At 45.7% G+C, this 12,452-nt stretch carries 11 protein-coding genes; 8 read left to right on the top strand and 3 right to left on the bottom strand.

Translation table 11 applies throughout. The features are described 5' to 3' along the window. Nucleotides 1–66 precede the first annotated feature (66 nt). Nucleotides 67–1,377 carry a branched-chain amino acid transport system II carrier protein gene (gene brnQ, locus ATG66_RS17400; protein WP_098416489.1) on the top strand — a complete coding sequence of 437 codons (1,311 nt, stop codon included), beginning with the start codon at nt 67–69 and terminating at the stop codon, nt 1,375–1,377. Between the two features lie 86 nt (nt 1,378–1,463). On the opposite strand, the gene fldB is transcribed toward brnQ, so the two are convergent. Continuing rightward, a complete protein-coding gene (gene fldB / locus ATG66_RS17395; RefSeq protein ID WP_098416488.1) occupies nt 1,464–1,982 on the bottom strand; it encodes a flavodoxin FldB in 519 nt (172 codons plus the stop codon). Between the two features lie 166 nt (nt 1,983–2,148). Between fldB and xerD the strand changes: the two genes are divergently transcribed. The 6 genes from xerD (at nt 2,149) to ATG66_RS17365 (ending at nt 10,098) form a co-directional block, all read left to right on the top strand. Then, the gene (gene xerD / locus ATG66_RS17390; protein WP_098416487.1) at nt 2,149–3,066 is read left to right on the top strand and encodes a site-specific tyrosine recombinase XerD; all 918 of its coding nucleotides are present in this window, start codon (nt 2,149–2,151) and stop codon (nt 3,064–3,066) included. Between the two features lie 59 nt (nt 3,067–3,125). After that, nucleotides 3,126–3,914: a bifunctional protein-disulfide isomerase/oxidoreductase DsbC gene (dsbC, locus tag ATG66_RS17385; RefSeq protein ID WP_098416486.1), complete on the top strand. Its 789-nt coding sequence runs from the start codon at nt 3,126–3,128 to the stop codon at nt 3,912–3,914. Nucleotides 3,915–3,958: 44 nt separating this feature from the next. Continuing rightward, nucleotides 3,959–5,698 (top strand): single-stranded-DNA-specific exonuclease RecJ, encoded by a 1,740-nt coding sequence (gene recJ / locus ATG66_RS17380; RefSeq protein ID WP_098416485.1) that lies wholly within the window; start codon nt 3,959–3,961, stop codon nt 5,696–5,698. A 173-nt stretch (nt 5,699–5,871) separates the two neighbouring features. Next, nucleotides 5,872–6,970 (top strand): peptide chain release factor 2 gene (gene prfB / locus ATG66_RS17375; RefSeq protein ID WP_098416484.1). Its coding sequence is split into 2 segments (ribosomal slippage): nt 5,872–5,946 and nt 5,948–6,970, totalling 1,098 coding nucleotides; the frame shifts between segments, so codons are not numbered across the junction. A 34-nt stretch (nt 6,971–7,004) separates the two neighbouring features. Then, on the top strand, nt 7,005–8,522 hold the full coding sequence (lysS, locus tag ATG66_RS17370; RefSeq protein ID WP_098416483.1) for a lysine--tRNA ligase: 1,518 nt from the start codon (nt 7,005–7,007) through the stop codon (nt 8,520–8,522). A 241-nt stretch (nt 8,523–8,763) separates the two neighbouring features. Continuing rightward, complete coding sequence (locus ATG66_RS17365; RefSeq protein WP_098416482.1) at nt 8,764–10,098, top strand: sigma-54-dependent transcriptional regulator; 1,335 nt, start codon at nt 8,764–8,766, stop codon at nt 10,096–10,098. A 92-nt stretch (nt 10,099–10,190) separates the two neighbouring features. Here the strand turns inward: ATG66_RS17365 and ATG66_RS17360 are convergent, their stop codons facing one another. Beyond that, nucleotides 10,191–11,225 (bottom strand): NADP(H)-dependent aldo-keto reductase, encoded by a 1,035-nt coding sequence (locus tag ATG66_RS17360; RefSeq protein ID WP_098416481.1) that lies wholly within the window; start codon nt 11,223–11,225, stop codon nt 10,191–10,193. Nucleotides 11,226–11,379: 154 nt separating this feature from the next. Between ATG66_RS17360 and ATG66_RS17355 the strand changes: the two genes are divergently transcribed. After that, on the top strand, nt 11,380–11,691 hold the full coding sequence (locus ATG66_RS17355; protein ID WP_098416480.1) for a DUF6482 family protein: 312 nt from the start codon (nt 11,380–11,382) through the stop codon (nt 11,689–11,691). 18 nt (nt 11,692–11,709) lie between these two features. Here the strand turns inward: ATG66_RS17355 and mutH are convergent, their stop codons facing one another. Beyond that, the gene (mutH, locus tag ATG66_RS17350) at nt 11,710–12,390 is read right to left on the bottom strand and encodes a DNA mismatch repair endonuclease MutH (RefSeq protein WP_098417098.1); all 681 of its coding nucleotides are present in this window, start codon (nt 12,388–12,390) and stop codon (nt 11,710–11,712) included. Nucleotides 12,391–12,452 lie beyond the last annotated feature (62 nt).

The following is a 12,452-nucleotide window of genomic DNA, read 5'->3' as shown; positions in this document are numbered from 1 at the left end:
TTTTGGTATACAAAAAGTGGTCTTGGCATACACAACATTCATTAATTCAAAAGACAAGGATTATCTGTGAAGCAAACGTTAAAACTAACAGATATTATCGCAATAGGCTTTATGCTATTTGCGTTCTTTTTGGGGGCCGGCAACATCATTTTTCCTCCTCTAGCGGGTCAGCTAGCGGGTGAGAACTTAATGCCAGCGATGTTCGGTTTCTTGCTAACAGCGGTAGGTCTACCTCTTATTACTATCGTTGCTATCGCTGTTGCAGGTGGTTCTTGGGATCATTTAACACAAGATTTGCCCAAAAAAGCGGCGGTCTTGATGGCGGCGCTGATCTTTATCATCATTGGACCTGCATTTGCTGCGCCTCGTACTGGTTTAGTCGCCTATGAGATGGCGGTGAAGCCGTTCTTCATTGAAGCATCGCAAACCCATCTGACGGCATTTTCAGTGATATTCTTTGCTGCCGCGATGATGTTTTCATGGTTCCAAGGTCGTTTGATTGATCTTATAGGTAAAGTGTTAACACCAGCATTGTTCGTTGGTTTGATCATTCTTGCAGTGGCAGTATTTATAGATCCTCAAGGTGAAATGGTCGGTGCGCAAGGTGAATACTTAACTCAGCCGCTGACGAAAGGTTTCCTAGAGGGGTATAACACGATGGATACTTTCGCGTCATTGATGTTCGGTATGCTGATGGTGGATGCGCTGCGTGGTAAGGGTATCACTGAGCGTACAGCAACAACTAAATACCTAATCTCTGCTGGTTGCATTGCAGCCACTGGCCTAGCGTTTGTTTACATTTCGTTATTCTACTTGGGTGCGACAAGCGCGACAGTCGCTGCGGGGGCGGATAACGGCGGTTTGGTTCTGAGCCAATACGTGCAAGCGTTATTTGGTCCGTACGGACAAATCGTTCTGTCTGTCATCGTGCTATTGGCGTGTTTAACTACTGCGATCGGCCTGATTTCTGCGTGTTCTGATTTCTTCAGTTCAAAAACGCGACTGTCATATCGACAGTGGGTACTGATTAATGGCTCGGTGTGCGCACTGGTTGCGAACGTTGGTCTTGCTCAGCTTATTGCTTTGTCCGTGCCAGTATTGTTTGCGCTTTATCCGGTTGCGATTGCATTAGTCGTCCTTACCTTTGTGCGTAAAAAACTGCCCAATCCACGCTTTGCTTACCGTGCGGTACTGCTAGTATCATTACTGTTTGCTTTGGTTGATGCTGCGAAAGTGTCTGGCATCGATGTTTCTGTATTCAATATCCTGCCACTGTTTGACGTTGGTATGGGGTGGGTGCTGCCCACTTTCGCTGCAATTGTATGTATGCTGTTCATCTCTAAACCTCGTCCAGAGTTGAGAGAAGAAGCCGCATAAGCGAGCGAAAGAATCAATATCAAAAAGCCCGATGAAGTGATTCATCGGGCTTTTTAGCTTTTATGACTGCGTTTGGCGAAGCGGGTTTAAAGTGTATCGTGGAACTCTACCAGTATTTGTTCGCACCACTTTTCAATACGCTCATCACTGAATTCGTATTGTGAGTCTTCGTCTAACGCTAGGCCAACAAACATGCTATCGTCCTCGGTTAGCGCTTTAGACGCTTCAAATTCATAGCCTTCATTCGGCCAGTAACCGATAAATGTTGCCCCTGTTGCTTGCAGTTCATCGTGGAGCAATCCCATCGCGTCTAGGTACCACTCGCCATAACCTTCTTGGTCACCAAGCCCAAACAGCGCTACCACTTTGCCTTTTAATGGTGTGGTTGCGATGTCTTGCCAAATTGCACTCCAGTCTTCTTGAAGTTCACCGAAATCCCAAGTGGAAATGCCAAGTAGTAATAAATCGTAGTCAGCCATCAGTGACAGCGGTGTCTCTTTCACATTGTGAATGTCGACAAGGTCTTCACCAATAAGGGTACGAATTTTCTCTGCTGCCATTTCGGTGTAGCAGGTCGTTGAGCCGTAAAAGAGTCCGATTTTCATGATATTCGTCGTTTTTGTGTTGCTGTTATAGAGGATTTTAACCTTAAACTGATCATGAATGCAGCGAATATTGTGAGATTACCCCTTGATACTAATTTTTTATAGCATTCAAGGTGGCGGTGTCTTACCCTCACTACTGTAAATATAAACAGAGAAGGAAGCGGGAATGACGGCACAACAGCCTGTCAATCAACAAGATTTTACGCTTGTTGAACAATTCTTAGATGCGATGTGGATGGAGCGTGGCCTGTCTGAGAACACACTGGCTTCATACCGTAATGATTTGATGAAATTACTCGTGTGGATGGAGCAGCAGCGTTACCGTTTTGATTTCATCAGTTTGTCTGGTCTACAAGAATACCAAACCTATCTCGTTGATTTGGATTACAAGCAGACTTCGCGAGCGCGGATGTTATCCGCGATTCGTCGCTTGTTTCAGTACTTACATCGTGAAAAAGTCCGTGCCGATGATCCAAGTGCGTTGTTGGTCAGCCCGAAATTGCCGCAACGCTTACCCAAAGATATCAGTGAAGAGCAGGTCGATGCGTTGTTGGAAGCACCAGACCCGAATGATCCCGTAGAACTACGTGATAAAGCCATGCTTGAGTTGCTGTATGCGACAGGGTTACGTGTGACTGAATTGGTGAGCTTAACGATGGAAAACATCAGCTTGCGACAGGGGGTTGTGCGTGTAACAGGTAAAGGCGGCAAAGAGCGTTTGGTACCAATGGGAGAAAGCGCAGTAGATTGGATAGAAACGTTTATCCAGCAAGGGCGTCCCGCGTTACTGCGGGATACATCATCCGATGTCGTTTTTCCGAGTAAACGGGCCCGACAAATGACTCGTCAGACGTTTTGGCATCGTATTAAGTACTATGCTTTGGTGGCAGGGATTGATACCGAACAACTGTCGCCGCACGTCCTGCGTCATGCATTCGCCACGCATTTATTGAACTATGGCGCAGATCTCAGGGTCGTACAGATGCTGTTGGGACATAGTGACTTATCGACCACGCAAATTTATACTCACGTGGCGACTGAGCGATTAAAGCAGATCCACAGTCAACACCATCCAAGAGCATAACCAATGGTTGGGTTCATCCATGTCTGCTTGGAAAACGATTTTATATTAAGGTGAATTTAATGAGCGTATTACGCCGATTAACTCTGCTGACTTTACCCTTTTTTGTGACCGCTTGTGGTGCTGAAGAAAGTCAGGCTAAAACGGAGCCCTCTGCACAGCAAGTTGCACCGGCCGTACAAAACAATTTTGATGAAGCCGCTTTAAAAACAAAGTTTTCAAAGCTTGGTCTATCAATTGTAGATATTCAACCATCCGATGTGGCAGGTTTGTTAGAAATCCAAACCAACGGAGGGGTACTGTTTGCTTCCAATGATGGGAATCACTTTATCGCGGGCACGCTGTACGCAGTCAGTGATGATGGCAGCTATAAAGACGTTATCGCAGAGCGTCAAGCCCCACTTAATGCTGAGAAAATCGCTCAGTTTTCAGACAGCATGATTGAGTACAAAGCGGATAAAGAAAAATACGTTGTGACCGTATTTACTGATATTACCTGCGGCTATTGCGTTCGTCTGCACAGCCAAATGCAAGGTTATAACGACTTAGGTATTACGGTGCGTTACATGGCATACCCTCGTCAAGGTGCAACCGGTCCGGTGGCAGAGCAAATGGCAACAATCTGGTGTGCTGAGGATCCAAACTCTGCAATGCATAACGCCAAAGTGAACCGTACTTTCGACAGCCCTGAGAAAGATCTAAAACAGTGTAAAGAAACGGTCCAAGCGCATTACAACGTTGGTCGTCAATTGGGGATTTCAGGTACGCCTGCTATTTTTCTACCAAATGGCGAAATGATCGGAGGTTACCTCCCACCAGCAGAATTGTACAAACGTTTAGAGCAACAATAATCCTTTAAGGAGTAGAGCCGGCGGAGTCGTCGGCTTTTTCAAACATGATAGAAATTCAACGACGTCCTGAACCCGATCTTTCCCTTCTTCCTGATTCGATTTCTCCCCTTCTGAAGCGTATCTACATCAACCGTGGGATTACGGATCCTGCGCAGCTAGAAACGTCAGCCCGTGGTTTGCATTCTTACCAAAAGCTCGGGGGAATTGAGCAAGCTGTCGAGCTTTTGTTTCAGGCAATACAAGAACAAAAACGCATCATCGTTGTCGGTGATTTTGATGCTGATGGCGCGACAAGCTCTGCATTGTCGGTGCTCGCGCTGCGTATGCTTGGTAGTCACAATGTGGACTACTTAGTACCGAATCGTTTTGAAGACGGCTATGGGTTAAGCCCAGAAGTCGTTGATCAAGCATTAGAGCTTGGCGCAGAGATGATCATGACGGTAGATAACGGTGTCTCGTCAATCGAAGGGGTTCGCTACGCCAAAGAAAACGGTATTACCGTGCTCGTGACTGATCACCATTTACCGGGGCAAGTGCTGCCGAATGTCGATGCGATGGTGAACCCGAACCTAGAGAGTTGTGCCTTCCCATCCAAAGCATTGGCAGGAGTCGGTGTGGCGTTTTACCTGATGATGGCGCTGTGTGTTCATATGCGCAAACAGAATTGGTTTACTGAGCAAGGCATGCAAGAGCCAAAACTGATGGAGCTGATTGATTTGGTGGCGCTGGGCACCGTTGCTGACGTTGTACCTCTTGATGAGAACAATCGCATTTTAGTTCATCAAGGTTTGCAACGTATCCGTGCGGGTCAAGCTCGCCCAGGTATTCAAGCGCTGATTGAAGTGGCGAAGCGCGATGCTCGCCGATTAGTAGCGGCGGATTTTGGCTTTGCGCTAGGTCCGCGCATCAATGCCGCTGGTCGTTTGGATGATATGTCATTTGGTGTTGAGTTGCTGATGTGTAATAACATCCACGCCGCCCGTCGCATGGCAAGCGAACTTGATGGCCTCAACCAAACGCGTAAAGAGATTGAAGAGGGCATGAAACAAGAAGCCATGGCATTTTGTGAGCGCCTTCAGTTTGGAGAGCATAGTGAATTGCCTTACGGCTTAGCCTTGTTCCAGCGTGATTGGCACCAAGGTGTGATTGGTATTTTAGCATCACGTATCAAAGACAAATTTTATCGTCCAGTGATTGCATTTGCTGATGGCGGAGAAGGCCTTATTAAAGGGTCGTGCCGTTCGGTGATTGGCCTGCACATGCGTGACGCATTGGATTACATCGATACTCAAAATCCAGGCTTGATCATCAAGTTTGGTGGCCATGCAATGGCGGCCGGATTAACCATCAAAGAACAAGACTTTGAGCGTTTTAGCCGTTTGTTTGATGAAGTGGTGAAAAAAGAGCTGGATGAAGCGGCATTAAAGGGGGTGATTTTCTCTGATGGTGAACTTAAGCCAGAAGAGTTCTCGATGCATGTTGCAGAGCAACTGCGTTCTGGTGGTCCATTTGGTCAAGCTTTTCCCGAGCCAGTCTTTGATGGTGAGTTTAAAGTATTGCACCAAAAACTCGTGGGCGAAAAACACCTTAAACTGATGCTTGAGCCGCTGCATAAAGGATACCCAACTAACGTAACGATTGACGGTATTGCGTTTAACGTTGATTTACGCCGTTGGCCAGATGCATCGGTTAAAACCGTCCGTTTAGCTTACAAATTGGATGTGAATGAATTTCGTGGTAATCAATCATTGCAATTGATGATTGATCATGTCGAAGCGAAGTAGCGCCTAGAAGTCCATGGGGTATAGAGTACGATTGCCCCTAGAGGGGGATAAAATTTAATGACCGCGCTCTCCCTAATGACAATCTGGTTTCTCGCCTGAAATTTTTCTGTATCTCGGTCACATTTTTCAGTAGAATTTCTCGGTTAAATTCTATTCTAAAATGTTGAGTAAGCATGTTTGAAATCAATCCAATTAAAAACCGTCTGCAGGACGTGTCTCAGCGCACAAATGTCCTGAGGGGGTACCTTTGACTATGACGCAAAGAAAGAGCGTCTAGAAGAAGTCAACGCAGAACTTGAGCAACCAGATGTATGGAATGAACCTGAGCGTGCGCAAGCGCTGGGTAAAGAGCGTGCATCCCTAGAAGCGATTGTTGAAACTATTGTTCAACTAGAGCAAGGGGTAGACGATGTAGAAGGTCTTCTGGAACTGGCTGTAGAAGAAGAAGACCAAGAAACATTTGACGAAATCGAACCAGAACTTGCAGATCTAGAAGAAAAGCTCGAACTGCTTGAATTCCGCCGTATGTTCTCTGGTGATCACGACAGCTCCGATTGCTACATTGACTTACAAGCTGGATCGGGTGGTACAGAAGCGCAAGATTGGACCAATATGTTACTGCGTATGTACTTACGTTGGGCTGAAGCGAAAGGCTTTAAAGCGGAAGTGATAGAAGTCTCTGAAGGCGAGGTTGCGGGCCTTAAGTCTGCAACGGTTCGTATCTCCGGTGAGTACGCCTACGGTTGGTTACGCACAGAAACGGGCGTTCATCGTCTGGTACGTAAATCGCCATTCGATTCAGGCGGCCGTCGCCATACTTCATTTGCGTCTGCGTTTATCTACCCAGAGGTTGATGAAAACATCGCTATCGACATTAATCCTTCAGACCTACGTATTGACGTTTACCGTGCGTCAGGCGCAGGTGGTCAGCACGTTAACACTACCGAATCTGCGGTTCGTATTACACACGTACCAACGAACACGGTAGTGCAGTGTCAAAATGACCGTTCTCAACATAAGAACAAAGATCAGGCAATGAAACAGCTTCGAGCAAAGCTATTTGAGCTTGAGTTACAAAAGCAAAACGCGGAAAAACAAGCTAATGAAGACGCCAAGTCTGACATTGGCTGGGGTAGCCAGATCCGTTCTTACGTATTGGATGACTCACGCATTAAAGATCTCCGTACGGGGGTTGAAAACCGTAACACCCAAGCGGTCCTTGATGGCGATCTGGACAAATTTATTGAAGCTAGCCTGAAATCAGGCCTATAAGCTTTTCACCGACACAAACAGGATACATTGAAAAATGACTGATGCTGTTCAAAACGAAACTGTACAAGAAGAAAACAAGCTGATTGCTGAGCGCCGCGCTAAACTGGATGAAATCCGAAAGAGCTGCAAAGCAAACGGCCATCCAAACGACTTCCGTCGTGACGCGCTAGCGGGCGACCTTCAAAAAGAGTTCGGTGAAAAGACGAAGCAAGAACTAGAAGAGTTGAACCACGTTGTGGCAGTGGCTGGCCGCATTATGGCTAAGCGTGGTCCCTTCTTAGTTATTCAAGAAACTTCTGGTCGCATTCAGGCGTACGCTGCAAAAGACGTACAGAAAGAACTAAAAGAAAAGTATCAAGGTCTTGATATCGGTGACATCATCGGTGTCAGAGGTGTGCTACACAAATCGGGCAAAGGTGACCTATACGTGAACATGGAAGAGTACGAGTTGCTAACCAAAGCACTTCGTCCACTACCAGAGAAGTTCCACGGCCTTACTGATCAAGAAATGCGTTACCGTCAGCGTTACGTTGACCTGATCGTGAACGAAGACTCTCGTCAAGCATTTATTATACGTTCTAAAGTGATGTCTTCTATTCGTAATTTCATGATCTCTAAAGAGTTCATGGAAGTTGAAACGCCAATGATGCACGTTATTCCTGGCGGTGCGACGGCACGTCCATTCATTACGCATCACAACGCACTAGATATGCCAATGTACTTACGTGTTGCACCTGAACTTTACCTGAAGCGTCTAATTGTGGGTGGTTTTGATCGCGTATTCGAAATCAACCGTAACTTCCGTAATGAAGGTCTCTCTCCTCGTCATAATCCAGAGTTCACGATGATGGAGTTCTACATGGCGTACGCGGATTATAAAGATCTAATGGATCTTACTGAAGAGTTATTAAGTACGGTTGCACGAGAAGTTTTAGGCTCTACTTCAATGCCTTATGGTGATGAAACGGTTGAATTTGGTGGTCAGTACGCTCGCATGAGCATGTTTGAAGCGATCAAAAAATTCAACCCAGACCACGCCCAAATCCAAGCGTTAACAGAAGACGATCTACAAAACCGCGAACTGATGGTTTCTATCGCGAAGTCAGTGCATGTTGAAGTCGAAGATTTCTGGACATGTGGTCAGTTGCTAGAAGAGATCTTCGGTGAAACTGCAGAGCCTAAACTCATGCAGCCAACGTTCATCACTGGTTACCCTGCGGACATTTCTCCATTGGCTCGTCGTAGTGATGACAACCCATTCTTCACCGATCGTTTTGAGTTCTTTATTGGTGGTCGTGAAGTAGCGAATGGCTTCTCAGAGCTGAACGATGCAGAAGACCAAGATGCGCGCTTTAAAGCACAAGTTGAAGCTAAAGAATCTGGTGATGATGAAGCCATGTTCTATGATGCAGACTACATTACTGCGTTAGAGCACGGCCTACCGCCAACAGCAGGTCAAGGTATCGGTATTGACCGTTTGGTTATGCTACTGACAAATACGCACACAATTCGTGACGTGATCCTATTCCCTGCAATGCGCCCACAAGCGTAATTTGCTCAAGTGTTTAAAAACCACCTTCGGGTGGTTTTTTTATGTCTTTTCGTTAAATAAATTCAAATAGTTGCGCTTGGTTTTTAAAAGGATATGCAAATCAGTATTCGCCAAATCTCAATCCATTGCTAGTCTTAATACTGAGACAGACTTGAATGATTTTAGTCTCGATAATGTTACCCGTTCGCAAAGGTGGGGTTGTGACGCAAAATTTCAATTAATAATGAAAAAGGGTGAGAGAATGGCTGGGCAATTTAAGATGGATTCCATCCCGGGATCTCTGGTGGTCGTGGGCGGTACTGATGAGCCTTGGTTATCAGTACTGGAACAGGTTGGCTGGAAGTGTCATCAAGTGGGGGACTTACGCAAAGCGCATGCGCTGCTAGAATATATTGGTCCATGTATTGGTATTGTCGATCTCAGTCATGATGAATTCAGTTTAAACGGCTTAGCGAACTTAGTGAGCTTTCACAAACATGTGCGCTGGTTAGCGTTTATTCGTGAGCCTCAACTTGGCACTGACACTATCTGCCAGTTCATTGTTAACTTCTGTATCGACTTTTTTACTGCGCCAATCCCTGACGCCCAACTCCTTAGCACCATTGGTCACCAATTAGGTATGCTTAAGCTGGAGAAAAAAGTCTGGCCTAGTTTTGGTAACAGTTTAGACATGGGGTTGATTGGTGAGTCGATCCCGATGAAGCGTCTACGCGATCAAGTAAAACGCATTGGGCCAACAGATGTCAGCATCTTAATCTCTGGAGAAAGTGGGGCAGGAAAAGAGACGGTGGCTCGTGCTATTCATAAAGTGTCTTCGCGTTCCCACAAGCCATTTATGACGATTAATTGTCGAGCTTTAAATAAACAGCGCTTCCAAACTGAAGTGTTTGGAATGTCAGCGGAAGACGACATGAGACCAAGCCTCATTGAACAAGCCGATGGTGGGGCGGTGCTGTTCAATGACATTTTGGCCATCTCGAAAGAGCAGCAGATGAATCTACTGAGGTTTTTGCAAGAAGGCACAATTGAAACCAAAAATGGTATGAAAATGGTCAATGTTCGTATCCTTGCTGCTAACTCATCAAATATAGAAAAAGCGCTGCTTGATGGTGATTTTAATGAAGAGCTTTATCACTATATCAACGTTCTTCGCATTAATGTTCCAAGCTTGAAAGAACGTGCTAGCGATACTTCGTTATTAGCGCGTTACTATTTACAAGAGTTTTCGAAAGAATACAACTCACAAGCTAAGAGCTTCTCGGAGGAGGCCTTGAAGGCGCTGACGTGCTATGACTGGCCGGGTAACGTACGTGAGTTGATGAATCAAGTGAAACGTGCGGTATTGATGTCGGATAGCGTCATGATCGAAGCGCATCATCTAGATTTACCACAACGAAATGACGCGAAACGTAGTTTGAAAGCCATCCGAGAAAAGAGTGAACGTGATGCGCTATTAGTTGTTTTGGAGTCACATTCTGGACAAGTGTCAAATGCGGCAAAAGAGCTTGGTGTTTCGCGCGCAACGATGTATCGGCTATTGAATAAACATAATTTAATTTCTGAGCAGACGGTTTAAATAGCATAGTCGTGCAATATGCTATATGAACAATATTCAGTTATGCTTTAACCTTAGAAATCGGCTGACCTTTACGTCAGCCTTTGTCGTTCTTATGGGCAAGGATTAGAGTAGGTAGTGCCAATCGCTTGGATTTCAGTGAGTAGCGCTTCACTAAGTTGAAGATCAATACTGTCAATGTTCGCTTTGAGCTGATCAAGGTTGGTGGCGCCGATGATATTGGACGCGACAAATGGACGTTGATTGACAAATGCCAGCGCCATTTGTGCTGGATCCAAACCATGCTCTCGAGCCAAACTCACGTACGCTTCGGTGGCTTTAACGCCTTGTGGCGTAAAGTAGCGAGCAAAGCGTTCCCATTTAGAGCATCGAGCGCCCTCTGGTTTTGCACCATTTAGATACTTACCACTTAAGCAACCAAATGCTAACGGTGAATAAGCCAATAGCTGTACACCTTCATAATGACTGATTTCAGACAGACCCACTTCAAAGCTGCGATTCAGCAAGCTGTATGGGTTTTGAATGGAAACGATCCGCGGCAAGTCATGTTTCTCAGCCAGCCGTAACAACGACATCACTCCCCACGGGGTTTCATTTGAGACGCCGATATAGCGCACCTTGCCTGCGTTAACGAGCTCTGTTAGTGCTTCAAGAGTTTCTATCAGAGTGACTTCTTCTTGTTTGTCGGGGTAAGGGTAATTTAGTTGTCCAAAGCAGTTAGTTTGGCGTTGCGGCCAATGCAATTGGTACAAATCCACATAATCAGTCTGAAGTCGCTGAAGGCTGTCGTCAATTGCAGTATGGATGTGGCGACGGTTCAGGCTCATATTGTCGCGAATATGAGGAACACCGCGAGGGCCTGCGACTTTCGTTGCGAGGACTACTTTTTCTCGTTTTCTCGATTTGGTTAGCCAATTACCGATGTATTGCTCGGTTAAACCTTGGGTTTCTGCCTTGGGTGGGACGGGATACATCTCGGCGGTATCAATAAAGTTCACGCCGTGGTCAAGAGCAAAGTCGAGCTGTTCGAAGGCTTCTTTTTCTGTGTTTTGTTCACCAAAAGTCATGGTGCCGAGGCAGATCTTACTGATCTCGAGTGATGAGTGCGGTAGTTTGGTGTATTGCATGTCACGTCCTTGAGGAGTTACCGACTGAATAAGTCGTCCCAATATAGGGGATTTTTAACCGTTCTCGCAAATTATTTACGTATAAAGAAAAATCTGACTCGAAAGCGATACAACCCGTAACTACACTTAAATCATTGTGAGAAGGAGGTGGATTATGCAGAAGCATCAACTAGACATGTGGCTACACGGTCCCCATAGAGATACTTATAAAACACCTAAGGTCTTTGTGATTGGGTGTTCTGACGTTTCTGAGTACTTATTAGCAGTGGAGTACAAACATCAGCTTGAACCTATTAAAGATGGCGAAGATCCTATTCATTTTGGTTCGCTGGATTTGGTGAAAGAAGAACTCCTGAGGTTGGGAGTTGATAAAGCTTTCCTGAGACTGCACAACGCTTATGACGAATGTGGTAGCGAGGGAACCGCCTCATATTGTGACATTGAGTTATTACTAAAAACACATTGATGGAGTTGGTCAGTATCATTACTCCGACAGCGTATTGAGGTAATGTTTCAATAAAATTTTCTCTGTAAACTGTGTTCTGAGATAGAAACCACGAGGCAGAGTTTTTATCGGTTTACCATTCGAGCTATAAGCCTCGGTCAGCGCTTTCGCGTTAGCGGCTTTTGGGCGCAGGTGAAGCGCTTCGCCGAGTCTGGCTGAAATTTGATCAAACTTTCCGAGCACGATCATTTCCATTAACTCTTCCCAATCATTACGTAAGATACGCTCTTCTTCCTCATTAGGTGACCAAATTAACGGACTACCCACGCGGCGCTTGGCGAGAGGAAGTTCTCGTTCTCCTTCTACGGGCACCCAAAGTACGCGTGAAAGTTTGTTTCTCACATGGCTGGTTTCCCATGTGAGTCCCTGTACGCCAGTGAGGGGAGCGACGCAAACAAAGGTGGTTTCCAAAGGTTTTCCTGTATAGCTGATGGGGATACTCTTCAGCTCAATTCCTAATTGAGAAAAATCTTGTTGAGGTTTACTTCCCGAAGGTGCACCTAGATGCCATTCAAGTAGTTGCCCCACCCAGCCTTTATCGCGTTTTAAATTTTCAGGAACGTTCATACCAGCTTCGGTGGCCAGTTCCAAAAAACTGAGCCCTGCCATATTGTGAGCACGTTCGATGAGTTCTGCTTCTGTATGTGGTTCAGGTTTCATAATGACAAGGTAATTTTTGGAAAACATCTAGTCTAACAAATTCCAACGAAATCCACTGCCCA

It is taken from the genome of Vibrio sp. ES.051 (assembly GCF_002563795.1).
In the GTDB taxonomy this organism is placed as follows: domain Bacteria; phylum Pseudomonadota; class Gammaproteobacteria; order Enterobacterales; family Vibrionaceae; genus Vibrio.
The sequence above is the reverse complement of the archived record's forward strand: the minus strand, read 5'-3'. Positions and strand labels throughout refer to the sequence as shown.

What these genes read in the sequence shown, in the direction of transcription:
- ATG66_RS17360 (WP_098416481.1), bottom strand. Translation starts at nt 11,225, where the DNA reads ATGCAATACACCAAACTACCGCACTCATCACTCGAGATCAGTAAGATC.
- mutH (WP_098417098.1), bottom strand. Translation starts at nt 12,390, where the DNA reads ATGAAACCTGAACCACATACAGAAGCAGAACTCATCGAACGTGCTCAC.
- dsbC (WP_098416486.1), top strand. Translation starts at nt 3,126, where the DNA reads ATGAGCGTATTACGCCGATTAACTCTGCTGACTTTACCCTTTTTTGTG.
- ATG66_RS17365 (WP_098416482.1), top strand. Translation starts at nt 8,764, where the DNA reads ATGGCTGGGCAATTTAAGATGGATTCCATCCCGGGATCTCTGGTGGTC.
- recJ (WP_098416485.1), top strand. Translation starts at nt 3,959, where the DNA reads ATGATAGAAATTCAACGACGTCCTGAACCCGATCTTTCCCTTCTTCCT.
- ATG66_RS17355 (WP_098416480.1), top strand. Translation starts at nt 11,380, where the DNA reads ATGCAGAAGCATCAACTAGACATGTGGCTACACGGTCCCCATAGAGAT.
- lysS (WP_098416483.1), top strand. Translation starts at nt 7,005, where the DNA reads ATGACTGATGCTGTTCAAAACGAAACTGTACAAGAAGAAAACAAGCTG.
- xerD (WP_098416487.1), top strand. Translation starts at nt 2,149, where the DNA reads ATGACGGCACAACAGCCTGTCAATCAACAAGATTTTACGCTTGTTGAA.
- fldB (WP_098416488.1), bottom strand. Translation starts at nt 1,982, where the DNA reads ATGAAAATCGGACTCTTTTACGGCTCAACGACCTGCTACACCGAAATG.